This window comes from Bacillus sp. JJ1533 (genome assembly GCF_036965045.1).
GTDB lineage: Bacteria > Bacillota > Bacilli > Bacillales > Bacillaceae_L > Ferdinandcohnia.
The window spans coordinates 43673-68133 of record NZ_JBALOV010000018.1 but is presented as its reverse complement, the minus strand read 5'-3'; the positions used below and the strand labels follow the sequence as shown (position 1 = coordinate 68133).

Annotated in this window: 23 protein-coding genes and 1 pseudogene; 12 read left to right on the top strand and 12 right to left on the bottom strand. The window is 38.1% G+C overall.

Going from position 1 to position 24461, the window contains the following annotated elements; all coding sequences use genetic code 11:
- Positions 1 to 153: 153 nt before the first annotated feature.
- Positions 154 to 510 (top strand): DUF3905 domain-containing protein, encoded by a 357-nt coding sequence (locus V7138_RS09180; RefSeq protein ID WP_335396276.1) that lies wholly within the window; start codon positions 154 to 156, stop codon positions 508 to 510.
- Between the two features lie 150 nt (positions 511 to 660).
- Here V7138_RS09180 and V7138_RS09175 read toward each other — a convergent pair whose 3' ends face one another.
- The gene (locus tag V7138_RS09175) at positions 661 to 2010 is read right to left on the bottom strand and encodes a TrkH family potassium uptake protein (protein WP_335396275.1); all 1350 of its coding nucleotides are present in this window, start codon (positions 2008 to 2010) and stop codon (positions 661 to 663) included.
- A gap of 372 nt (positions 2011 to 2382) precedes the next feature.
- Between V7138_RS09175 and V7138_RS09170 the strand changes: the two genes are divergently transcribed.
- On the top strand, positions 2383 to 2574 hold the full coding sequence (locus V7138_RS09170) for an alpha/beta-type small acid-soluble spore protein (RefSeq protein WP_335396273.1): 192 nt from the start codon (positions 2383 to 2385) through the stop codon (positions 2572 to 2574).
- 46 nt (positions 2575 to 2620) lie between these two features.
- On the opposite strand, the gene V7138_RS09165 is transcribed toward V7138_RS09170, so the two are convergent.
- Together V7138_RS09165 and sigI are read right to left on the bottom strand one after the other, a co-directional pair.
- Positions 2621 to 3682, bottom strand: coding sequence for an anti-sigma factor domain-containing protein (locus V7138_RS09165; RefSeq protein WP_335396271.1), 1062 nt, complete (start codon positions 3680 to 3682; stop codon positions 2621 to 2623).
- The gene (sigI, locus tag V7138_RS09160; protein WP_335396269.1) at positions 3679 to 4431 is read right to left on the bottom strand and encodes an RNA polymerase sigma factor SigI; all 753 of its coding nucleotides are present in this window, start codon (positions 4429 to 4431) and stop codon (positions 3679 to 3681) included. Before sigI ends, V7138_RS09165 begins: the two co-directional genes overlap by 4 nt.
- 349 nt (positions 4432 to 4780) lie before the next feature.
- Here sigI and V7138_RS09155 point away from each other — a divergent pair, with 349 nt between their 5' ends.
- The 5 genes and pseudogenes from V7138_RS09155 to V7138_RS09130 all read left to right on the top strand — a co-directional run bounded on the left by V7138_RS09155 (position 4781) and on the right by V7138_RS09130 (position 10907).
- Positions 4781 to 5695, top strand: a complete 915-nt coding sequence (locus V7138_RS09155; RefSeq protein ID WP_335396267.1) for a Ku protein — start codon at positions 4781 to 4783, stop codon at positions 5693 to 5695.
- 37 nt (positions 5696 to 5732) lie between these two features.
- The gene (locus tag V7138_RS09150) at positions 5733 to 7562 is read left to right on the top strand and encodes a DNA ligase D (protein WP_335396266.1); all 1830 of its coding nucleotides are present in this window, start codon (positions 5733 to 5735) and stop codon (positions 7560 to 7562) included.
- Positions 7563 to 8056: 494 nt separating this feature from the next.
- Positions 8057 to 8869 carry a HipA family kinase gene (locus V7138_RS09145; protein ID WP_335396264.1) on the top strand — a complete coding sequence of 271 codons (813 nt, stop codon included), beginning with the start codon at positions 8057 to 8059 and terminating at the stop codon, positions 8867 to 8869.
- Positions 8870 to 9287: 418 nt separating this feature from the next.
- A pseudogene (locus V7138_RS09135) lies at positions 9288 to 10058 on the top strand (HipA family kinase); the annotation flags it as partial.
- A gap of 27 nt (positions 10059 to 10085) precedes the next feature.
- Entirely contained in the window at positions 10086 to 10907 is an 822-nt protein-coding gene (locus V7138_RS09130; RefSeq protein WP_335396435.1) for an NAD-dependent epimerase/dehydratase family protein, read from the top strand.
- A 160-nt stretch (positions 10908 to 11067) separates the two neighbouring features.
- Here the strand turns inward: V7138_RS09130 and V7138_RS09125 are convergent, their stop codons facing one another.
- The 3 genes from V7138_RS09125 to V7138_RS09115 are packed head-to-tail and all read right to left on the bottom strand — an operon-like array spanning position 11068 to position 13474.
- Positions 11068 to 12150, bottom strand: a complete 1083-nt coding sequence (locus V7138_RS09125) for a hypothetical protein (protein ID WP_335396263.1) — start codon at positions 12148 to 12150, stop codon at positions 11068 to 11070.
- A complete protein-coding gene (locus tag V7138_RS09120; RefSeq protein ID WP_335396261.1) occupies positions 12147 to 13253 on the bottom strand; it encodes a glycosyltransferase in 1107 nt (368 codons plus the stop codon). Before V7138_RS09120 ends, V7138_RS09125 begins: the two co-directional genes overlap by 4 nt.
- Positions 13247 to 13474, bottom strand: a complete 228-nt coding sequence (locus V7138_RS09115; protein ID WP_335396260.1) for a hypothetical protein — start codon at positions 13472 to 13474, stop codon at positions 13247 to 13249. The genes V7138_RS09120 and V7138_RS09115 overlap by 7 nt, the downstream gene beginning before the upstream one ends.
- A gap of 212 nt (positions 13475 to 13686) precedes the next feature.
- Here V7138_RS09115 and V7138_RS09110 point away from each other — a divergent pair, with 212 nt between their 5' ends.
- The gene (locus V7138_RS09110) at positions 13687 to 14193 is read left to right on the top strand and encodes an AAA family ATPase (protein ID WP_335396258.1); all 507 of its coding nucleotides are present in this window, start codon (positions 13687 to 13689) and stop codon (positions 14191 to 14193) included.
- 30 nt (positions 14194 to 14223) lie between these two features.
- Here V7138_RS09110 and V7138_RS09105 read toward each other — a convergent pair whose 3' ends face one another.
- The 3 genes from V7138_RS09105 to V7138_RS09095 all read right to left on the bottom strand — a co-directional run bounded on the left by V7138_RS09105 (position 14224) and on the right by V7138_RS09095 (position 17564).
- On the bottom strand, positions 14224 to 14811 hold the full coding sequence (locus tag V7138_RS09105; protein ID WP_335396256.1) for an RIO1 family regulatory kinase/ATPase domain-containing protein: 588 nt from the start codon (positions 14809 to 14811) through the stop codon (positions 14224 to 14226).
- A gap of 35 nt (positions 14812 to 14846) precedes the next feature.
- On the bottom strand, positions 14847 to 15446 hold the full coding sequence (locus V7138_RS09100; protein WP_335396255.1) for a hypothetical protein: 600 nt from the start codon (positions 15444 to 15446) through the stop codon (positions 14847 to 14849).
- Positions 15447 to 16352: 906 nt separating this feature from the next.
- Positions 16353 to 17564, bottom strand: a complete 1212-nt coding sequence (locus V7138_RS09095; protein WP_335396254.1) for an AarF/UbiB family protein — start codon at positions 17562 to 17564, stop codon at positions 16353 to 16355.
- Positions 17565 to 17601: 37 nt separating this feature from the next.
- Here V7138_RS09095 and V7138_RS09090 point away from each other — a divergent pair, with 37 nt between their 5' ends.
- From V7138_RS09090 to V7138_RS09080, 3 genes are all read left to right on the top strand, one after another.
- Entirely contained in the window at positions 17602 to 18279 is a 678-nt protein-coding gene (locus V7138_RS09090; RefSeq protein WP_335396253.1) for a 5' nucleotidase, NT5C type, read from the top strand.
- 386 nt (positions 18280 to 18665) lie between these two features.
- Complete coding sequence (locus V7138_RS09085; protein WP_335396251.1) at positions 18666 to 19286, top strand: kinase; 621 nt, start codon at positions 18666 to 18668, stop codon at positions 19284 to 19286.
- 180 nt (positions 19287 to 19466) lie between these two features.
- A complete protein-coding gene (locus V7138_RS09080) occupies positions 19467 to 19934 on the top strand; it encodes an NUDIX hydrolase (protein ID WP_335396250.1) in 468 nt (155 codons plus the stop codon).
- A gap of 671 nt (positions 19935 to 20605) precedes the next feature.
- Here the strand turns inward: V7138_RS09080 and V7138_RS09075 are convergent.
- The 3 genes from V7138_RS09075 to proV are packed head-to-tail and all read right to left on the bottom strand — an operon-like array spanning position 20606 to position 23588.
- Entirely contained in the window at positions 20606 to 21496 is an 891-nt protein-coding gene (locus V7138_RS09075; protein ID WP_335396249.1) for a glycine betaine ABC transporter substrate-binding protein, read from the bottom strand.
- Entirely contained in the window at positions 21496 to 22344 is an 849-nt protein-coding gene (locus V7138_RS09070) for an ABC transporter permease (RefSeq protein ID WP_335396247.1), read from the bottom strand. Before V7138_RS09070 ends, V7138_RS09075 begins: the two co-directional genes overlap by 1 nt.
- The gene (gene proV, locus V7138_RS09065) at positions 22344 to 23588 is read right to left on the bottom strand and encodes a glycine betaine/L-proline ABC transporter ATP-binding protein ProV (RefSeq protein ID WP_335396245.1); all 1245 of its coding nucleotides are present in this window, start codon (positions 23586 to 23588) and stop codon (positions 22344 to 22346) included. Before proV ends, V7138_RS09070 begins: the two co-directional genes overlap by 1 nt.
- 322 nt (positions 23589 to 23910) lie before the next feature.
- Between proV and cudC the strand changes: the two genes are divergently transcribed.
- Positions 23911 to 24441, top strand: coding sequence for a choline uptake/conversion transcriptional regulator CudC (gene cudC, locus V7138_RS09060; RefSeq protein WP_335396243.1), 531 nt, complete (start codon positions 23911 to 23913; stop codon positions 24439 to 24441).
- Positions 24442 to 24461 lie beyond the last annotated feature (20 nt).

The window sequence follows — 24461 nt, the reverse complement described above, 5'->3', positions numbered from 1 at the left end:
TCGGTTCTCGTATTTTTGCTTCCATTACTAGATATTTGCGTCTTAATTCATATTTTTGCGTCCCCGACCAGTTATTTGCGTAGGCACAACACTTTATAAATTAGCTTATCATTGCAAACACTAACACTAAACCGAATTGTGAGGTGTAAATGGATGACTAAAAAGAAAAAACAGGTGGAATACATCGAATCACCGATCTTAGATGAAACAATGCCCCATCAAATTTCAGCTCCATCTTTTAAAGGGACCGGTATTAAAATGCAGGAGCCATTTGTGAATGAACATGGAGTCGTGATTGGGGATAGCCTTTATAATTCACCAAACTCTCCCCTTAATAATTGGAGTGATGATACTGACCCTGAGATTATGGCCGGTGACGAGTGGGTCCATCCAACAAATGACATTGGTTGGAACACAACTGAAAACCGTGAACTATTGGAAAGCAAAAATCAGCCTAAAGGGGTCCCTTTCATGCATCCATCCAAGGACACAAGTTACGGTAATGATTAAAAAAAGAGCACCTGGCATGGTGCTCTTTTCATTGTCTTGCTCCAGCGCCAAGCCACTTGAGGTCGCTTCACCCCTCCTGCGGCGGCAGTAGCCTCCTCGTCAGGGTTCCAGCGCTTGTCGGGGCTGTTCATGGCGCTTCTGCATTTCTAATTAACCAATTATGAGTCTTTCTTTCGGATAGTGGTAATTGACGTCCTTCCCTTTCTTTCCAATTATAAAGATAAAGTTCAGGATTCCAACCCTTCCAATAAACATGAGGAACATAATAAGAAACTTCCCAAAATTACTTAAGTCAGGAGTAATCCCCATCGATAATCCACATGTTCCAAACGCAGATGCAACCTCAAAGAAAATTTCAGTAAACGTAAAGTTCTCTGTAATAGTTAAAATGAAAATAGAGAGAAAGCATGTAAAAAAAGCAAAGATTGTTACAATCAATGATTTTTTAATATCTTCTTCATGAATCTCACGCTTGAAGATTTTAATCGATTTATTTCCCCTTGCAAAATGAAATAAAAATAAAATATTAATTGCAAATGTTGTCGTTCGAATTCCCCCACCTACAGAGCTAGGTGATGCTCCAATAAACATCATTGCCCCTAGAAACAGTAAAGTAGGCTCTGAAAACATGCTCACATCCATTGTTGCAAGGCCGGCACTTCTTGTTGTTACTGACTGGAACAACGAATAGAAGAAGGTTTCATGCCAAGCCAATCCTTTAAAGAAATGATTGAATTCCAATAAAAAAATAATGAAAGTCCCAAAAACAACTAGTGATAAAAACGTAACAGTTGTCAATTTCGTAAATAATGAAAAACGGTATCTTCCCTTTTTATGAAGAAGAAAATCTTTTATTTCGACTAATACAGGAAAACCAATTGCACCTAAAATGATTAAAATCATCGTAATAAATTGAACGAAATAATCATTTGCATACGGCACTAGTGAATTACCTGTAATATCAAATCCAGCATTTGTTGTCGCACTAACAGCAGCAAAAATGCCATGAATAAACGCTTCCTGCCAGGTATCAAAAAACTGTATAAAATAGAGGCCTAAAATCAAACTACCGAAAAACTCTATTCCAACAATTATGATTATTACTTGTTTAAGAAGGTTAACCAAACCTGATAGCTGTGATTGATTTTGGTCAACCATGATTAATCTTCTTTCACGTAGGCCTATTTTCCGACGAAACAATAACCAAATAAAGGTTCCCATCGTCATAACTCCGATACCGCCAACCTGCAGTACGAAAATCAGGATAAAAATACCCGGGACTGTATATGTATCTTTAATTGATATAACGCTTAAACCTGTAACACTAACTGCACTTGCAGCTGTAAATAACGTATCAATGAAGGCTACATGGACCCCTTCTTTGACGGCAAAAGGAAGGCTGAGTAAAATAACAGAAATTGTTACAGCCAAAAGATAGAACGCAAAAATCAATTGAGGTGGTGACAGCCCATTTATGTACAAATTTATTTTTTTCCACATTTTCTTTCACCCTAACATCTAACTTCATTGTGAAATCTATTCCTTTATATTATAGAAATCATTCTCATTTTGAAAGTCTTTTTTTCAAATCTTTCGTGTCTAGCTTCAGGCGCCATCGGCTCGAGTTCATAAGCCAATCGCTTCGGAAGGTAAAATGCACCTTCTGTCAGCTTCGTCTTATGCTTGTCGCCTCTGCCAGGATGGCAAGGATTCCAGCGTTAGGCACAAGGACGTGCCTGCCTTTAGCTGGAATTGAGGCGCCCTGCGCTTTTCTTTTAGTATGCATTTCCAGTATTGAAATTAATTATCTTCTTATACTAAGGATACAACGAATTATACGTTGTTCTATAATTGATAAGGAGTGAGGTTTAGATGGCTAGAAGTAGCAATAAGTTGCTTGTTCCCGGGATTGAACAGGCTTTAGATCAAATAAAATTTGAAATAGCCCAAGAATTTGGTGTTAAGCTTGGTTCAGATACAGCGTCTCGTTCAAATGGTTCAGTAGGTGGCGAAATTACGAAACGCCTTGTAGCTCAAGCTCAGTCCCAATTAAAAGGAGAATAAAAACTTCATAAGATGGAGAAAAGCCGAGGTTTTCCCCTCGGCTTTACTAATTGTTTCCTTTTTGGTTGTTGCCATTATTGTTATTTCCGTTATTGCCATTGTTTCCGCGGTTGTTGTTATTTTTATCTTGTCTCTTCTCTTCCTGTTTCCGCTCTTTTTCTTCTTGCTTACGTTGTTTCTTTTCCCAATTTTCATCCATTTTATCGAACTTTTTCTCTTTAATATGTTCTGGCATATTGGAATTTTCTACATTGTTTTTGACTTTATCTCTTATCTGTTCTTTTTTCTCTTTGAGTTCTTCCTGAACTTCTTCCGCCCTTTGTTTTTGAGTATTTTTAAACTCGTTCAACTCTTTCTGTCTGTCAGCGGTTTCCTGTTTGTTATTTGTATCTTGTTCAGCAGGCTCTGTTTTCTTTTCCTCTACAGGTATTGGGACCTTGTTTTCTTTAATTAACAATTTTCCTGTAGAAAGTCCCTTTTCCTTGGCAGCATTCCTTGTTTCAACCGTACTTGTTATCGCAGTAACAGCAATCTGTTCTTTTTCATATTCTTCTTTAATGTCTTTGATTCCTTGTTGAAGCTCCTGATCAATCTCTTTGTCATGGGATTCTGCTACAACCGTTGTAATGAGGACCTGCTTTCCATCTTCAAGATAGCCCTTATTTTTACTGTGCTGAATGATTGATTCTGTAATGGAATCTAAGGAGCTATTTTTCCAATCAGGTATAGACTCCAATAGTTTTTTTGCTTCATCATTTAAGGCTTCTAGACTAACGACACGAAGGTTATCGTCTAATCCCACTTCAAAGCTTGGGTTGATGTCAATGGACATGTAGGCATACACTTCATTTCGCGATGAAAAAGGTATAAATAAAGATAATAATAAAATTGCAACTAAAGAGCTTGCAAGCGCATAACGCCATTTTTTCACCTGAAAGAAACGTTGCCTAGAGGTATGACTTATTACTCGTTCATTGACCGGAAAGAACGTCATTTCCTCCCCAATTTCATAGCTTTCCTTCATGTGTTTAGCTTTTACGAATTCACCGTCAGGGGTAAGCATCGTAATATATTCATCGTTCACATCCATAACGATCCCCTTTTTCAACTTTCGAGCACCCCTTTTAGATAATCTTTTAAATAGACATAGTCACCAGATAAAATGATGGCCATTGAAATAATGTATTTTCGATTTCTCTCAATCGTCTTACGACTGACTGAAACTTTCGATTCGAGCTGCTTAATTGGAAGCTGTTTCTTATCAAACAACGTCTGTTTGAGCTCTTCATTTTCAACAACAGCCTTTGATACCAAAATAGCATTTAACCTGGCATCTGCGTGTTTTGGTGAAATCTCAAGCAACTCTTGAAAGGACAGACCGAATTCCTGCAATACCTTATGAAAATGGACAATTTCTTCTTTCCTTAGTTCCTGCTCCACTTTCCTTTGGTATTCATCGGCAGAAAGGTGAGCTTCAATTTTGGTTTGTGCCCCTTCCTCGTCTGTTTCACCATTCGAGATAAAATTAATATTTCTTACACGCGCCTCTTTACGGATGTAGTCAATCACTCGTCGTTTAATAAGAAGTTCACTAAAGGATAAAAAGGAACTCCCCTTTTCCCTTGAGTATTTTTCCAAGGCCTCATTAAACGCAATAAGTCCGATACTAAATTCATCATCCGATTCGCTTATATATCGTTTACAAACGGCTGACACATTTTTTGCAATAAAGGGTTTATAGTCTTCAATTAGTTTATTTTGTAGTTGTTGATTTCCATTTTGAATCTCAATAACGGTTTCTTCCAGAGTGCTTTTTCGTTTCCCCATTTTAAATAATAAGCTCAGCACTGGTTTCACCTCAATTCTCTTTACTATCTGTTAATAGTAGCAAGAGTTGAAAGCGAGATTCAATAACAATTTTTCACATTGATAGGCTTATTCGAAAAATATTACAAAAGCCCTAATACGAAAGACCATACAATCATTGTAATCGTGACAGGTATTGTAACATATGTTTCTTTTCAGTTACATTTCAATCCCCGTTTGTAATGTTTGACTCATTTACAGTTTACGTCATCGGTTTACTTTTTTGGGGGGTTGATTTCATTTTTAGTTTTTTTTCGTAAATTTCATCAGGTTTATATTACCATCATTCCTGAGCCAGTTTAAGGAAACAATAATCACAAAAAGGAGAGATGGAAAACATATGCATACAATGTGGAAAGGCTCCATCAGCTTTGGACTAGTAAATATTCCGATAAAGCTTTTTTCTGCTACAGAGGACAAAGACGTGAAACTCCGAAATCTTCATAAAGAATGCAATACACCTATTCAATATGAAAAGACCTGTCCAAATTGCGAAAAAGACATAGGAAATGAGGATATTGTAAAGGGCTATGAATATGTAAAAGGTAAATTTGTCATTTTAAATGATGAGGAATTAAAAGAACTTAAGGATGAACATGAGGATAAAAGTGTTGAAATCATTGACTTTGTAAAGCTTGAGGAAATTGATCCGATCTATTTTAGCCGTTCTTATTTCATGGGACCTGGTGAAAATGGCAGCAAGGCATATGCACTTCTTCGTGAGGCCTTACAAAAATCAGGGAAAATCGGAATTGCTGAAATTACCATACGCTCCAAGCAACAAATGGCGATTATCCGAGTCTATAAAAACAGCCTTGTGATGGAAACAATCCATTATCCTGATGAGGTCCGCAATGTAGCCGAGGTACCTGGCGTGCCTGAAAATGTCGATATCAATGAAAAAGAGCTCGATACCGCTATTATGCTAATTGACCAGTTAACAACGGAGTTCCAACCAGAAAAATATAAAGATGAATACCGCACCGCCCTCATGGAGCTTATTGAATCGAAAATTAATAATAATGAAGGTACAACCTCGAAAGAAGCTCCTCGGACAAATGTTGTAGACCTTATGAGTGCTTTACAGGCAAGTATTGAACGGACAAAATCAAAGGAAACAGCTTCACCTAAGAAAGCAGCAGCTCCAAAAGGTAAAGCAAAACCAAAAGCAAAACAAGAGGCACCCACAGGTACAGACAAGGCGACATCGATAAAACCAAAAACAAGAACGACCCGCAAAAAAGTAGGAACATGAGCTCCATTACGAATGGGGCTCTTTTAGGAGTGAGAAGATGCTGAAACCAATGCTTCCGACCCTTATTTTTGAAGCCCCAACAGGACCCAATTGGGTATACGAAATTAAATATGATGGATTCCGAGCAATGTTACATTGGGACAAAGATCGTATCCAGTTAATCAGTAGGAACGGAAACCTTCTTAATGATCAATTTCCGGAAATTATTAAGCAATGTGAAGACCTTGCGGGTGTAATAGATCCGCACCTTCCACTTGTTTTCGATGGAGAGCTTTGCATCTTGGAATCCCCATTCAAAGCGAACTTTGAGCTCATTCAGCAACGAGGCAGATTGAGGAGTGAGGCTAAAATTGCACAAGCATCTACAGCTAAGCCCGCTCATTATGTAATCTTTGATTTGTTGGTGCATGATGGCAAAAATCTCATGGATCGTAAATTTCAAGACCGGAAGGATGAATTATATAAAATTTTCGCTGAGGTTAAACTTCCTCATGTTGACCCATCAAAGCGAGAACTCCTACAATTAGTTACATATAACGAAGATTTTAGTTCAATTTGGGCAAATGCAACTCAATCTAACGCAGAAGGGATTATTGCGAAAAAGCGAGACAGTACGTGGGATGAAGGCAAACGAACAACAAACTGGTACAAAATTAAAAATTGGCAGGTTGGTGCCTTTTTTATTCTGGGCTACGACAAAAAGAATGCATTTTTTCATGTTGGTGTTAAAAGAAAAAATCAAATTTATGAAATTGGCTTATTTTCACATGGTCTTTCTCCTGATGAAAGGCAGGCTCTTCTTAGGGTCATTCAAGCAAATGCGATTGAAGAAACAACAGGGTTTATTAGAGTAGAGCCTGGGATTTGTGTAGAACTTTTCTATTTGGAATTGTATAAAGAGCAACTTCGGCAGCCTAGTTTTTCGAAATTTCGGTTTGATGTTGACTGGCAGGATTGCACCTGGGAAAAACTCGTCCGGAATGCCCCGCTTTTGCCTGAAGAAATCGAAATTACTCATCCAGATAAACCGCTATGGAAGGATAAACCTATCACAAAGCTTGAATACATCTACTATTTGGTCGAAGTTTCTCCTTTTATGCTCCCGTTTTTAAAGGATCGTTTATTAACCGTCATTCGTTATCCCCATGGAATGTATGGGGAAAAATTTTACCAAAAAAATTGCCCAGAGTATGCACCTGACTTTATCCAAACCTCGATGTCCGAAGGGATTGAATATATTGTTTGCAATGATTTAAAAACGCTGACATGGTTAGGGAATCAATTGAGCTTCGAGTTTCATATCCCGTTTCAAACGATTTATTCAAAAGGACCATCTGAGATAGTTTTTGATTTGGACCCTCCATCCCGTGATGCTTTTCCATTAGCCAAAAAGGCGGCAACGATTTTAAAAGATGTGTTTGATGGTCTTAAATTGATATCCTTTGTAAAAACGTCAGGTAATAAAGGATTGCAGATTTATATTCCTCTTCCAGAAAACCGGTTTACGTATGACGACACCCGCCAATTCACAGAGTTTATCGCAAACTATTTAACAACGATGGAACCCGATCTTTTTACAACAGAGCGACTCAAAAAGAACCGCGGCAACCGTCTATATGTAGATTATGTTCAGCATGCTGAGGGAAAAACAATTGTTGCTCCTTATTCAGTGCGCGGAAATGATGGGGCATATGTAGCCACCCCGCTTTATTGGGAAGAGATCACAGAGGATTTGTCGATTGAAGATTTTCCGTTAGAGTCTATCATTGAGAGAATCAATGAAAAAGGCTGTCCCTTTGCACATTATTTTGATGCGAAAGATCAACAGCCATTTGAGCCAGTGTTGGAATTTTTGCGGGGGAATTAGAGCTACTTGTGCTGTCGATGCGGGTTGGAGGTGAACTATGATGAAGGACATTTTGGTCGTGACTTTTGTTTTGAATGTCCTCCATACCGCTTATGGAGGACACTTCGGGCTCAATTTTAACTTAAATGTTCTTCATCGCCCTCATTCACACTAGCTTTTCCCTATATTATCCAAAAGTTCTATCATATTTAGCTCTAATTTAATAACTATTTCCTTTTTTTCCAAATTATTCAGCTCTTATATCATGATTTTTTCCTCTATTTTCCAAAACTGCAATTCAAAAACATAGTTATCTGGTATGAAACCTCCTCAAATAATGGTAGGTTGAGAATGATCAAAACTATCTGATATAAAATGCTTTTTGTCACGGATTCAAGTTTCATTTAATACATATAGATAATGAAAAAGTTTTATGCAAAGTGAATGAATTGGATAATTTGATTTAGTGGAAGGTGATACGGCTTAATACAGAATATTAACGGAGGTCAATGACTATGAAACGAGGCAAAGACTCCTTGGGACAGCGAATAAACCCGGTTGCATTTATACAAACATTAGAGGGAGGAACCGCACACGTCATTCTTTTCAGCGACGGAAACAAATATGTAGTTAAGTGGAATGGTACTAGAAAAAAAAGGGCCAGAGAAGTAGTTAATGAATATGTGGTGGGTAAATTAGCGGAGCTCCTTTCACTTCCAGTTGTTCCCTTTGAGCTTGTTAATATGCCGAAAAAATTTATAAAGAAAACTCCTGAATTACAATCCGATAAATATAATTTTAGTTCCGGATGCCATATTAGCTGTTTATTTATCGAAAACAGTCTTGTATTTGGCGATGTATCTGAAAATCCTCCATCCAAGAGCGAATTAAAAAATCCCGAAATGCTTGCCTGGATGGTGGTATTCGATCAATGGGTGCATAATTTCGATCGGACTGTGAACAATTTACTTCTAGAGCGTCTTAGTGAGGGCAGCTTTTATGTTCATATGATTGATCATGGCAGATGTTTTCCAGGGGAATACAATTGGTCTTCGCAAACGCTTAGTGAGTACCGGGAATATAAACCGTTTTATCAAGAAACTTACCAATGGATCTTCTCCCTTCTTGATGATCAGAAAGAATTACATTCTTTTGTGAAAAAAATTAAATCTTTGCCGAATAAATTGATCTATGAAGTTATCAAATCCATTCCTAAAGAGTGGCAGGTATCTACGCATGATAGAAAAGCCCTTTACCAATTTCTCGTAGATCAAAAAAATCACTTGCTTAATGTTATAGACGGTATGATCGATTACTATATGCAATAAATAAAGAAACTTTTGCTCACCGGAGCGAACGGTAAAATTGGCCGCCCGGATAGGTAACTTTTCTGCAGATGACCTCCCTCTTACTGAGCGAACGTCCCGCTCTGGATTTCCAGCCGGGATATGGTCCAGCTGACAGTTTGCTGCATTGAGGCTGATCCGTCTATCGATTTTCTCTGCCTGTTCGGAACCTCGGTGAACACATCCAACTACTACGATATCGGAAGAAGCCACGCTAAATGAACACAACCTTCTGCAAGTGTTATTTTATTCGTATAAATTTTTGATGAAGTTGTCCATTCAGATTTTATTGTTTTGCATTTAATAAATATATGAAGAATATCTCATGGAAGATCTCTTTGAGAGTATTTTAGTTTAGTGGAAGGTAATACGGCTTAATACAGAATATAAACGGAGGTCAATGACTATGAAACAGGGCAAAGACTCCTTGGGACAGCGAATAGATCCGGTTGTATTTATACAAACATTAGAGGGAGGAACCGCCCATGTTATCCTTTTCAGCGACGGAAAAAAATATGTAGTGAAATGGAACGGCACTAGTGAAAAAAGGGCCAAAGAAAAAGTTAATGAATATGTGGTCGGTAAATTGGCAGAGCTCCTTTCACTTCCCGTTGTCCCCTTCGACCTAGTTCATATACCGGAGGAATTTATAAAGAAAACTCCTGAATTACAATCCGATAAATATAATTTTAGTTCCGGATGCCATATTAGCTATTTATTTATCGAAAACAGTCTTGTATTTGGCGATATATCTGAAAATCCTCCATCCAAGAGCGAATTAAAAAATCCCGAAATGCTTGCCTGGATGGTAGTATTCGACCAATGGGTGCATAATTTCGATCGGACTGTGAACAATTTACTTCTGGAGCGTCTTAGTGGGGGCAGCTTTTATGTTCATATGCTTGGTCATGGCAGATGTTTTCCAGGGGAATACAATTGGTCTTCACAAACGCTTAGTGAGTACCGGGAATATAAACCGTTTTATCAAGAAACTTACCAATGGATCTTCTCCCTTCTCAATGATCAGAAAGAATTACATTCTTTTGTGAAAAAAATTAAATCTTTACCGAATAAATTGATCTATGAAGTTATCAAATCCATTCCTGAAGAGTGGCAGGTATCTACGCATGATAGAGAGGCCCTTTACCAATTTCTTGTAAATCAGAAAAATCACTTGCTTAATGTTATAGACGGTATAATCAATTACTATACGCAAAAGAAAAAGAAGCTTTTGCTCACCGGAGCGAACGGCAAAATTGGCCGCCGACTGCACAAGGGGCTGAAAAAACACGGGACTTACGACATCTTGGGGGTGGATATCGAGCCTGACCAGGATCGTAATGTAGTGCAGCTCGACGTAACGGACACGGCCAGGCTTGAAGCATTGACCGTCGGTGTGCATACGGTACTGCATTTTGCGTGGGCGAAAGACGAAGAGGACTTTCTCGGAAAAGTGCTGCCCCTTAACGTGACCGGTGCGTATCATTTATACGAAGCGGCACGAAAGAACGGGGTGAAACGCATCATCTTTGCCAGCTCAAACCATGTCACCGGATTTTATAGAGTCGGGGAGCGGGTCAATGCGGAAGACCCTTATCGGCCGGACAGCTTTTACGGGCTCAGTAAATGCTATATTGAGCTGCTCGGACGGTATTACGCCGATAAATACGGCATCTCCTCGATTAATATTCGGATAGGTAACTTTTCTGGAGATGACCTCCCTCTTACTGAGCGAGCGTCCCGCATCTGGATTTCCAGCCGGGATATGGTCCAGCTGACAGTTTGCTGCATCGAGGCTGATCCGTCTATCGATTTTCTCTGCCTGTATGGAACCTCGGCGAACACATCCAACTACTACGATATCGGCTATCTGGAGGATCTGATCGGTTATAAACCCGAGGACAACGCAGAAGCTTTGTTGGAAGAAGAGTTACGTCTCGGTACACTGCCTCAAAACAATATACCTTTTCAAGGCGGAACGCATGCAATAACAAGCCGCGCCGAAGATGGAAGGAAGTAAGGGAGAAGTAAGCTTTTTTTTTCTTATGTATGTACAAAAGTTCATAATTTACTTTTCAACAGAAAATTTCATAGAACTATACACAAAAAATGGGTGCCCCTAAAAGTTTTACTTTTGGGACACCCTCTTCTTGCTGGCTTCAAAGAATAAATTCAGCATATCAGCCCTTATTTCCATAGGAGCTAAACGGAGTCAAGTGCAGGAGTTCCTCACGTCTTTTCGGCAATTCCGACAGCGGGATCCGATATGCCGTTTCAATAATTTTACTTGCTACTTCAGCTCCATTGGTAGGAATTTTACTGAATTTTTCTTGAAATACACTTTTCTTTGCTAAAGCTTGTTCAATCTTAGTTACTATTTCTTCAGGTTCTTTAATCGTTCCCATGTCACTATTTAATATTTTTCTAAGCATCCTTATTTTTTGTTCGCGTTCCGCATCATCAGCAGGGAGAAAAAGCAATGGGGTTCCCGTAGATATACAGTCTCCTAAAATACCCATGCCCGGTTTGCTTATGACCAAACTAGCCGCATTTACAAGATTTTTACCGTTCGGAAAAATGGGGGCTTTTATGATCCTTTTATCAAATTGGAAATCTTCTTCCTTTAATTGCCCTGCAACAACAAATCGAAAGCGGCCTGCAAGAGGATTTATTTGTTCATACCACTTCGCTATCTGTCGATAACGGCTCGGACCAGTTCCACCTCCCATTTGAACTAAAATAAACGAATCGTCAGCCTGAAGCTTTAGTTTGTACTTAACTTCCTCAGGTGACATGCTAATATCTCTAGTGATTAATGGAACAGGAATATAGATGCAGTTCAATCTCGGGTTCCGCTTAGGCGGGAAAAGATTCATGTGCAAAAAGATATCGGAATGATTGGCAGTTTTCTGGATCTTTTGTTTATATTCCCGCATCTCAGTTGAATCAAATCTATGCAAGAAAAAGTCACTGTGATAGAGCGTAACAATTTTTGTGTTTAAATCGACTTTTCCCTCATTGCGAAATGTGCTCACTTCGGAGCGCCAATCATGTATTAATAATTCTGTTTGTTTTCCATCCACAAATTTTCGGGGGCGATAGGGGTTCAAAGGGATATGGTTCTGCAGATTGTCAAATAAATAACCATGTGATTCCTGAAAGGCAAACACTTGTATCGGCAGATTCCGTTGATGTAATTTTTCCGAAATACTAATGCATCTGCCTAGATGCCCCATATTTCTTCCAACTACAAAAGAGATCATATTTTATCATCCTTTTGTGGGGTATCGATAAGATTTGTAAATAGCTGTTCCAACTTTTGGATTTGTTTGTGGATGTCATGTTCCTGTTCAACCTTCCTACGTCCATTCTCGGCCAGTTGGCTCCATTCACTCTGATGTTCAATCGCATGGATAAGCATATCGGATAGCGCGACGACATCTTTTTCCGGAACCAAATATCCCGTTTCACCGTGGATAACCAACTCTGGGATTCCCGCGTGTTCGGTGCTTACAACAACCCTGCCCAAAGCCATGGCTTCCATAATCACGTTTGGTATCCCTTCTAAGTCTCCATCCGACCCCGTATGGGAAGCGATACAGAACAAATCGCAGTCCATTAAATGTTTCTTTACTTCAGGATGGCTCCTTTTTCCTAATAACTCTACCCTATCATGTAATTGATTTTTTTTGATTAATGTCTCAAGTTTTTTCCTTTCTTGGCCTTCCCCAACAATCGTCAGCTTTGAATTCGGATATTTTTCCGCAATTTGGGCAAACGCTTTAATGAGGATGTTCATTCCCTTCTTTTCAGTTAAACGGCCGACACTTAAGAGGCGAATCTCATCTTTATTAGCGGATATTTTTGGTTGGAAGGGGAATTTGCCCAGCTCGATTCCCGATTTGAGCACCGTAATTTTATGAGAGGGGCAGCCGAGGGTGATTAACCTGGTTCTCATGTGCTCACTAACTACTGTAAACATATCGCCTTTCTGGAAGAGTTCTGGCAAACTGTCGGCGTAACCTTTCCTTTTTACTAACTGTTTGGACACATCGGCACCGTGGAACGAGGTAACCATTGGGAGATTCGTCTCTTGTTTCAATGGGAGCATTTGTACCCCGCCCCTGCCGAACCTCGCATAAATCAATCTGATGTCATGATTATGGAAATGCTCAATCGTTGTTTTAAGATCCTGATATGGATAAAGATTTGAAAACGGGAACAAAGTAGACTCATCTAAGAGTTTACGATAAAAAACATGCGGGCAATATTGGGCCATATTACGAATTTGCTCATAAATAAACGTTTCACTTATGGGCAAATAACTTTCGCGGTACATAAATATATTTTTAACAGGTGTTAGCATTGAAAATCGTCCTTCCAAATAAGATTGCGATCAATCTTTTTTACCTGTTCCAATAACGACGATAATAAGCCCAACTTTATTAGATTCGCCAAGAGCAACTGAGGTATTTCATACTTTTTTGTAAAATGGCTCACAAGGTCTACCATTTTAAGGTCACCTTGCTTGGTTACTTTATTCCCTTTCCGAAGAGAAGCAACTTTAATAGAATTAAAATTCTCCACTTTTCTTCAACTCCTTGAATGTAAGTTTATTGCCTTTTTGGGAGTGTGTTCATTACTTTATATTATTATATGAAGAAGGATTGAAAATGCTCTAGTCGTATACCCGATTCCCTATCGGTCTCAGAATAATGCGGTAGAGGGGACACATACATATACCTCAAGGGACTTTAATTCATATCATATTAATATCTGATAAATAAAGGAGAATTGCTATGACTAAAGTGCCCTTATATATCGTTACAGGTGCGAAAGGTACGGGAAAAACAACCGTTACTGAGGAACTGCGGAAACTAATGCCGGAATATGTAGTTTTTGATTATGATGATGTTATTACGTTTATAAAAGACGACCTTGGTAAATTCGACAAACACCAATTGCAGAATATTTGGCTTCGCGTCGCACGAAATATCGCTGAAAGCGGCCGAAAAACCATCATTTGCGGAATCATTAGGCCGCAGGATATCGAAAGATGTATCGACTTCAATTATTTTAAGCACGTTTACTACCTAGCTTTACATTGTGATGATAAAACCCGAGAGAGACGATTGCAAAAAAGGAAAAGGATGACAGAAGAAAAGCTTCTAAGGAATAATGACTTTGCAAAATGGCTTATTGAAATTGCTGATAAATATAACCCGCCAATTCCGATTATTGATACTTCTAAAACCGATACAATAAAGGTAGCTCAACAAATATGTGAATGGATACATGGACACTAAAAAAACAAAAACTCCCTGTGAGCAGGGAGTTTATTTTCTTTTCGAATCCCTCCATTCCAGATAGGATTGAGGATCGAATATTTTTACATGTTCCAAAAACTGTGATAATAAACCTAATTTTTTCAAGCATTTCAAGAGCCTCACGGGCCGGCTTGACTGTTTTTCCAATGAAAATGAGTTCACATGATCTATTACTTTAAGTTCACCTTGCTTAGTTACGATGAGGTGGTCAAACCTCACGTCTAACCGAGTAAATTTTAATCGCTTCATTTCTTGTAGTAAGGATAAGATTTTTCGTGTGAAATCTTCTGTTAAATTGCCTTTTGATTCAAGATATTCCTTTATAGAAGAACCCTCAATGTATTCCATAATAATATAGTTTTCCCCAACCTCATAAAGGTTTGGGACAATCCCCGATTCCTGTGCAGCCTTTAAAACTTCGCTCTCTTTCAAGACGTTCACTTGATTTGCGTAAACTTTTACGCATTGATCCGAAGATAGTTTAAAAACGGCGCCTTGCTTCCCCTTTCCAATTAGCGGGAATGATGTTGGATTATGAACTATTTCTACCTCATTATCCCCTTTTCTGAGAACACGAATGGATTTAAAATTCTCCACTTTTTTCAACTCCTTGGTTCAAAGGTTTGGCTACTCTACCAATCTTTCTTTTTTAAAGAATTGAAATCCTTCCATTGCTGATAGGATTGCGGATCGAACTTTTTTACTTGTTCCAAAAACGACGATAATAAGCCCAACTTTTTTAGATTCGCCAAGAGCAACTGAGGTATTTCGTACTTTTTTGTAAAATGGCTCACAAGGTCTACCATTTTAAGGTCACCTTGCTTGGTTACGATAATCTCCTTTAATCTTGAATCCAACCGGGTAAATTTTATCCGCTTCATTTCTTCTATCAAGAATAGTATTTTTTTTGTAACATCTTCTGTAATTTTTCCTTTTGATTTAAGATATTCCTGTAAAGAAGGACCCTCAATATACTCCATAATGATATAGTTGTCTCCTACCTCATAAAGCTTTGCAGCAATGGGCGATCCTTGTGCTGCTTTTAAAGCTTCGCTTTCGCTCTCAGCGTGCATGGGATTAGGGAAAATTTTTACGCATTGATCGGAGGAAATTTTAAAAACTGCGCCTTGATTTCCCCTGCCTATTAACGGATATGAGGTCGGATTATGAATAATTTCAACTTTATCCCCTTTCCGAAGAGAAGCAACTTTAATAGATTTAAAATTCTCCACTTTTCTTCAACTCCTTGAATGTAAGTTTATTTCCTTTTTGGGAGTGTGTTATATATTATATGAAGAAGGGTTGAAAATGCTCTAGTTGTATACCCGATTCCCTATCGGTCCAGAATAATACGGTAGAGGGGACACATACATATACCTTAAGGGCTTTTATTCATATCATATTAATATCTGATAAACAAAGGAGATTTGCTATAACTATAGTTTCCTCATATGTCGTTACAGGTGCGAAAGGTACGGGAAAAACAACCGTTATTGAGGAACTGCGGAAACTAATGCCGGAATATGTAGTTTTTGATTATGATGATGTTTTTAACTTTATGAAAGACGACCTTGGGAATTCGACAAACACCAATTGCAGAATATTCGGCTGCGCGTCGCACGAAATATCGCTGAAAGCGGCCGAAAAACCATCATTTGCGGAATCATTTGGCCGCAGGATATCGAAAGATGCATCGACTTCAAATATTTTAAGCACGTTTACTACCTAGCTTTACATTGTGATGATAAAACCCGAGAGATACGATTGCAAAAAAGGAAAAGGACGACAGAAGAAAAGCTTTTAAGGAATAATGACTTTGCAAAATGGCTTATTGAGATTGCTGATAAATATAACCCGCTAATTCCGATTATTGATACTTCTAAAACCGATACAATAAAGGTAGCCCAACAAATATGTGAATGGATACATGGGACACTAAAAAACAAAAACTCCCTGTGAGCAGGGAGTTTATTTGTTACCTGTCCCAAAAACTGCGATAATAAACCTAATTTTTTCAAGCATTTCAAGCGCTTCACGGGCCGGCTTGACTGTTTTCCAATTAAAATGAGTTCACATGACACGAATGGATTTAAAATTCTCCACTTTTTTCAAATCCTAGGTTCAAAGGTTTGGCTACTTTACCCATCTTTCTTTTTTAAAGAATTGAACTTCTTCCATTGCTGATAGGATTGCGGATCGAACTTTTTGACCTGTTTCAAAAATGACGATAATAAACCTAATTGGTTTAGACCTCTCATAAGCGACTCAGGCATGTTGGCTCGATCGTCCTTTTTAAAAGAGTGCACATTATCTATTTTTTTTAGTACCTCATCCTTAGTTATGATGATATTACTTAAATTTGTATCTAACCGGGTAAATTTTAATCGCTTCATTTCTTGCAGTAAGGATAGGATTTTTTGGGTGATATCTTCTGTTATGTTATCTTTTGATTTAAGATATTCCTTTAAAGTAAGACCCTCAATGTACTCCAAAACAATATAGTTTTCTCCAACCTCATAGAGTTTTGGAATAATTGGTGATCCCTGAGCAACTTTATAAGCTTCACTCTCTTTGCAGACGTTGTTTGGTTTTGCATAAATTTTTACACATCGATCAGAAGAAATTTTAAAAACAGCCCCTTGCTTCCCCGATCCGATTAGCGGATACGAGGTTGGATTATGGACTACTTCTACTTTATTGTCGCCTTCCTTGGAAACACGAATAGATTTATAATCCTCCACTTTTCTTCCACTTCTTTTTTTTTCGATAGGATTGAAATCTTTCCATTGCTTATAGGATTGCGGATCCAACTTTTTTACCTGTTCCAAAAACGACGATAATAAACCTAATTTCTTTAGACCTTTCATGAGTGTCTCAGGCCGGTTAGGCCGTTCTTTTATTTTAAATGAGTTCGCATGATCTATTACTTTAAATTCCCCGTCCTTAGTTATGAAAATGTGGCTTAACTTCGCATCCACCCGGATAAATTTTAATCGCCTCATTTCTTCCAGTAAAGACAGGATTTTTTTTGTAATATCTTCTGTTACTGTCCCTTTTGTTTCAAGAAATTGTTCTAAATCAGGACCGTCAATATACTCTAAAACGATATATTTATTTCCAACCTCATAAAGTTTTGGAATAATTGGCGATCCCTGTGTATCTTTATAAGCTTTGCTCTCTTTCAAGGTTTTCTCTGGATCTGCATAAATTTTAACGCATTTATCCGAAGAAATTTTAAAAACAGCCCCTTGCTTCCCCCTTCCAAGTAGAGGAAATGAGGTAGGATTATGAACAACTTCTACTTTATTGTCGCCTTCCGTGATAACACGAATAGATTTAAAATCGTTCACTTTGCTTCAACTCCTTGAATTATTGTTGTTTGACTTTATGAACCGTGGTCAACAGATCTATATATTTTATGTAAAGTATTTGAACTTGCTCTGGTTATTCGCCGTTTCTTTATATTCCTTATCCCCATATCATAACCGTAACTATAAACAATGGAGGTCGATTGCTCTGAAACGGATTGCAATTGATATGGACGAAGTAATCGCAGATTTTCTTTTTAAACATCTGAATTTATATAATGAAAATTTTAACGAGGCTTTGTCCATCGCAGATTTGCAGGGAACAAGGCTATGGAACTTTCGCCCACATTTCGCAAAAGAAATTTTGGCCTATTTGGATGATCCAACATTTTTCCGTGATTTAAGGGTTATTGATGATAGCCAGGATGTCATCCGGGAATTGGATAAGCATTACGAAATCTTCATCGCAACTGCGGCTATGAAACACCCTGCGTCATTTACGGCGAAATATGAATGGCTTAGAGAGCACTTTCCGTTTCTGTCGGATACTCATTTTGTATTTTGCGGCAATAAGAGCATCATCCGTGCAGATTATCTCATTGACGACAGCCCAAAGAATCTGAAACGATTTATTGGGCAGGGAATTTTGTTTACCTCTCCGCATAATATCCATGAAACCGGATATGTGAGGGTTAATAATTGGAAGGAAGTAAGGGCATATTTTTTGAATGAAAAAGAGGGTGTCCCAAAAGTATAACTTTTGGGTCACCCTTTTTTGTATGGTTCTATGTTTTAATGCTTCACTCTCCCTCAAGACATTTTTGGTTTTTGTGTAAATTTTTTCGCACTGATCCGAAGAAATTTTAAAAACAGCCCTGTATTTCACCTTTTTAGTATATTTAAAAGTAAATACTCTAGACTGCTATCCGTTTAAAGCCCGGTTAATAGAGGTCATTTAATCCTTTTTAATGTACATTCTTTATATTGTTCAGATTGAATTATGGCTTTAGCTAACGACTTTGTGTATTTTATGAAAAGGATTTGAACTAACTCTGGTTATACGCCGTTTCTAACTTCCCTTGTCTTCATATAATGAATCATCTTAAATTGCAGAACACTCTTATAGAAAAGGAGAAAAACATCATGAGCGATTTCGACTTTATTACGGTTACCCGCAATGAACAAAAAGAACTGGTAATCCATAATCCGACTTCGTACCCTTTTATAGGAAAAGGGCGCCAAGGGGCAGTATTCAAGCTGTCAGAAGACAGATGCGTAAAAATTTTTTTAAAACCTGAGGTCGCAAAACAGGAAAAAGAAGCGATGTTAAAAGGGCAAGGATTACCTTTCATGCCGAAGCTTTTCCTATCCGGCCACAACTATATCATCATGGAATATATCGATGGTCCATCATTACGGGATTATCTTCAGCAACATGGTACGATAACAGAATCGATTACCAGGCAGATTGTTTTTATGAAAAGAGAAATGAAACGATTGGGTTTTACTAATTTAGATATCTGTGTCATTCGCCACATTTTTGTTGAAAAACAGCAGATTTTGAAAACCGTCGATCATGCAAATGTATATAAATGGAAACCCATACCGGTAAGGTTGTTAAATACATTATCCGAACTTGGACTAATTGACCTCTTTTTGCAGCAGGTCAAAGACATAGACAAGGAATTCTATTCCGAATGGAAAAACTATGTCCATACCGACGGAGCCAAAATGAAGGCTAAACGAAGAAAAAAGGCTACTTAATTTCACGTTGTTTATTTCTCATAGTGCTGCTATTTGGACTGGCACACACCTAACAATTCGAAAATACAGTAAAATATATGTTTATGTCCCTTTCAAATCCATACCATTGTGATATTAGTATAAAAGGGGAATATCCATTTAATGTTCCTTAGAAAGAATGATTATGAAAGGAGAAATGAAATGGGATACATCGAAGATTTACGTGCTCTCGTTGGAACAAGACCTTTGATACTTACCGGGGTCACTGTTTTGGTTATAGACCAGCACTTCCGCTTTCTAATGGTACAGTCTGATAATAAGTGGAAATTGCCAGGCGGTTTCATTGAAATAGGAGAAACGGCTGAAGAGACCTGCAGACGCGAATTGTTGGAAGAAACGGGAATTACTATCGGTACCCTTCAACTAATTGGAGTTTTTTCAGGTAAGGACTATTATACCAAGCTACCCAATGGTGATGAATATTATCCTATTAATTTAGCCTTCGTTACCGAAGACATACTCAGCGGAGATTTAAAACCTGATGATATAGAAATACAAAAGGCTCAATTTTTAGAATGGTCCGCTTTTCCGAAAGATTTAAGTCTCAGAGATCGACAAATATTCCAGAGCTTTATTGAAAATTTAATATCAGCAAGAAAGAATAGATAAAAAAATAAAGACGATTGCCTTTTTCATGAGAGACCCGATAAAAATAAATCAAGCATTCAAGTCCAATCAGATCGTAATGCTGGATCAATATCGACCAATAGTCATTGGTCCTTTTCCAAACAGTAACAATGTTTTGTTTTAGTCTGAACATAATATATTATGAATTATATTGTAAACCTTGGATCTTTTTTAAGGAGCATGATCACCACGAGTTCAAGCCTATCTTCTTTCAAAGGAGCTCTCATTGTAAGCATTATCCCAACAAAGGATAATGCTTGCAACGAAGGATACGCCTTGGTGCTCCATAGCTAGATTAAAGGTAATGACTTGGACATGGCCAAAAATCAAAAACAACTTTACATAGATTTAAAGGGTTTGGCCAATTTCATAAGGATACGGTTGTATTTGTGCTGCAGCCCGATTATAAAACCTACAATTGCATTGGTGCATTGCCCGCCAACAAATGCCCGAGAATTCAAACAGTAAAAAATTGAATAAAACTTTCTGATATAAAAAGCTTTTTGTGTACGGATTCAGTTTCATGATTCAGTACCTCATTTCGGAAAAAATACAATATAATTGACATTATACCCATTTTTTTACTGTATAGAAAAAACTGTACACTCATCGATAGAGTATACAGTTTCTGTTAAAAGAACCTTTTCGAATGGTTATTCTTTTAAATCTTCGATTGAGTCTATGTCCATGTAAGCTGGTACGACTAAGCCGATTTTAGTACCTTCTAGATTTGATCCAAGGTCTTCAAATTTACCATCATATTTTTCTACATAGTCTGCATGTGTAACAGGTAACCAACCAGAGACGTGTGCATCAACAGACCCGTCCGCTACACCAGTCCACATTGGGCCTGCTTCCACTTGACTCATCTTTACCTCATAGCCTAAATCAGTTAAAACTTTAGCCACAACATTTGTACTTGCGATTTCACTATCCCATGCGACATACGCTAATTTGACTTCTTCACCATTACCTTCGTCTACACCCTCAGTCCATTCAGCCACTTTGTCAGCATTGGCTTCTACCCATTTTGCAGCTGCTTCTTCAGGTTTTGTTCCTTCATTAATATCTACCATGACACTACCCATATCATCTGCAGTCCAATTGAATTGGTCTAACAACTTATGAACGTCTGGTAGATCGTCTTTTAATCCAAGGCGTGCAATGCTATGAATGTTCTCTTCCCCGCCATAAACACCTTTTGGATCTTCAAGATACTTTAAATCAAAAGCAGTGAACTTCCAATGTGGAGTCCAGCCTGTAATGATAATTGGTTCTTCCTTGTTGTACGCTTTTTTAAGTGTTGCTGTCATCGCTGCACCAGAACCTTCAACCAATGTCCAATCATCAAGACCATATTCTTCAAGTGCTGAACCTGTAGCTTTCATGATCCCTGCACCTGGGTCGATTCCAATAATCTCATAATCTACACTTTCGCCTACTGAATCTGATGTTGAACCAGCTTTTTCTGAATCTCCGCCACATGCTGCAAGTCCTAATGTTATTCCAATCGTTAATGTTGCTGTTAATGCTTTTTTAAACATTATACTGTTCCCCCTTGTTTCTTTTTCCCAATATTTTGTGTAATCCGGTCTAGGATGATTGCAACTATGACAATCGCTAAACCAGCTTCAAAACCAGTTCCTGTTTGTAGCTGTGTAACTGCTCGATATACATCTGCACCCAATCCTGGTGCACCAACCATTGATGCAATAACTACCATAGATAGAGCAAGCATAATACTTTGGTTAATTCCCGCCATAATCGTAGGCATAGCTAATGGAATTTGTACTTTGACTAGTCGTTGTTTTGTTGTAGATCCGAAAGCTTCTGTTGCTTCAATTAAATCCTTTGGCACTTGGGTAATCCCTAGTATCGTTAAGCGTATCGTTGGCGGCATTGCGAAAATGACAGATGCCACTACCCCTGGGACAACACCGATATTAAAGAAAAAGATTGCTGGTAGTAAGTAAACGAAAGCAGGCATTGTTTGCATAAAGTCGAGAATTGGTATGACAATATTGCCGACTGTTTTACTTTGTGATGCCCATATTCCTAGAGGTATACCAAGAATGACCGATATTCCTACAGAGGTTAACACTAAGGCAATTGTTTCAAGCATATTTTCCCAGTATCCCAAATTATCAATTAAAAATAGTCCAATTAACGTAAATAAAGCAATTTTCCAATTACAAATCTTCCAAGCTACTGCACCTACAATAAGTGCCAATAAAATTGAAGGAATAAATCCTAATCCCCCAACGATACCTTCTACAAACCCTTCTAGTCCAGCTGCAATACCTTCAAATAAGAATTCAAAATTTGTTACTAACCAATCGATAAAACTGTCAATCCAATCAGCCAATGGCAGCTTAGGTAATAAACCTTCCATTATAGTGCCTCCCTTTCATCACTTGCAGGGAGTTGCTCAGCCCCAAAGTCATTTATATATGTGTCATTACCTGCTAATGCGCCAATCACCGCACCGCGTATCACGATTCCCTTTAGACGATTGTCTTCATCAACAACTGCAACCGGGATTTGAGCTTGTGATACATCGTCAAATAAATCTACAAGTAATGTACTCGTATCAACGGTTTTTAGATTTGTTACCATCACATCTGCTAATGGCAGGCTTTGTTCGACTGCCTTTGAAGCTTCTACAGCGCTAACAGCACCAACAAGCTTATTCTGCTTGTCAACAACGTAAACAGTTGATAAACCGTTATCTTTCATAATTTTAAGAGCAAGTCTAGCACCTTTATCAACCTGAACCGTCTCAGCACGTTTGACGATATGTCCAGCTGTTAGCACCTTGGATAAATCAACATCCTCTACAAATCTTTCTACATATTCATTAGATGGATTCATAAGAATTTCCTCGGGGGTTCCAATTTGGACGATGTTTCCGTCTTTCATTAAGGCAATACGGTCTCCAATTCGCAATGCTTCATCAAGGTCATGTGTGATAAAGACGATTGTCTTTTCCATTCGCCCTTGTAATTCAATGAGTTCATCCTGCATGTCCTTACGAATTAGTGGATCCAATGCGCTGAAGGCTTCGTCCATTAATAAAATATCCGGGTCATTCGCGAGGGCTCTTGCTAATCCTACACGTTGCTGCATCCCACCACTAAGCTGGTCAGGATATTGATTTTCATAGCCTTCAAGGCCAACTAGTTTAAGAGATTCCATTGCTTTTTGCGAACGTTCTTGTTTGTCGACACCTTGAATTTCTAGGCCATACTCCGTGTTTTGAAGGACTGTTTTATGAGGGAATAATGCAAAGCGTTGGAACACCATGCTCATTTTTTTCCTACGAACTTCACGAATTTCTTCTTTGTTCATGGAGACTACTTCTTTTCCATCGATATACACTTGACCAGCAGTTGGTTCTATTAATCTATTTAACAGACGAACCAAAGTCGATTTTCCACTTCCGGACAATCCCATAATGACAAAGATTTCTCCGGGATAGACTTCAAAGCTCGCTTGGTTCACACCGACTGTTGATCCCGTGCTTTTTAAAATTTCCTGTTTAGTTTTTCCTTCTTTTAAAAGTTGAATCGCTTTTTTAGACGAGCGTCCAAAAATCTTCGTTACATTTGAAACCTTTATTTTTGCTTCATTTTCCATTCTGTCACCTCAATTTTTCTTGATGATAAAACCCGAATCATTATTTGATATTCCTTCAAATCAAATTAAATACCGATGTAGAAAGCATTTAGTAACTATGACCTACTAATTGTAGTAATGATTTCCAGATTTCACAAAGCGGATATTAAGGGATATACCTCCGTAAAGTTTGTAAAGTTAAAACTGTACGTACTTTACATTCTTCATTCTTAAAATTCCTCCAATATCCTCGATAATCCTTTTAGCAGCTCCCCTTTACTTTCAATGTACAAATATGTAGGCTATATATATTAAAGACATTTGTTGTAGGATGTGAATCTATTTGCAAGGTGTAGACAAACTAGAAAAAGCTCGAGAGCGTGTAATTGATGCAATTGCGCAAAATATGAATTTATATGGGGTTACTCCTTCAGTAGGACGACTTTGGGGGCTCATGTATTTTCATGACGAGCCAATGACACTTGATGAAATGAAACAAGAGTTAGGGATGAGCAAAACAAGCATGAGTACTTCTGTCCGCAACCTAGTGGAATTAAAGATGGTTGATAAAGTGTGGAAAAAAGGGATACGAAAGGATCTTTATGAAGTGGAAGAAGATTGGTATCAAACCTTTATCGATTTTTTTACGATAAAATGGCGAAACGGTATCTCAATGAATGTCAGCGCTATTCAAAAATCGTTAACTGAACTTAATGAACTACTAATGGATGAGCAAGTTAACGATGATATTAAAGAAGAAGCAGAAAGCGATATTGTAAAGTTAAACAATGCGTTAGAATATTATTTCTGGCTCGACCGGCTAGTAGATAGCTTCGAATCACATGAAATTTTTACATTTATTCCAAAAAAGTAACGTTTATGAACGTTGCTTTT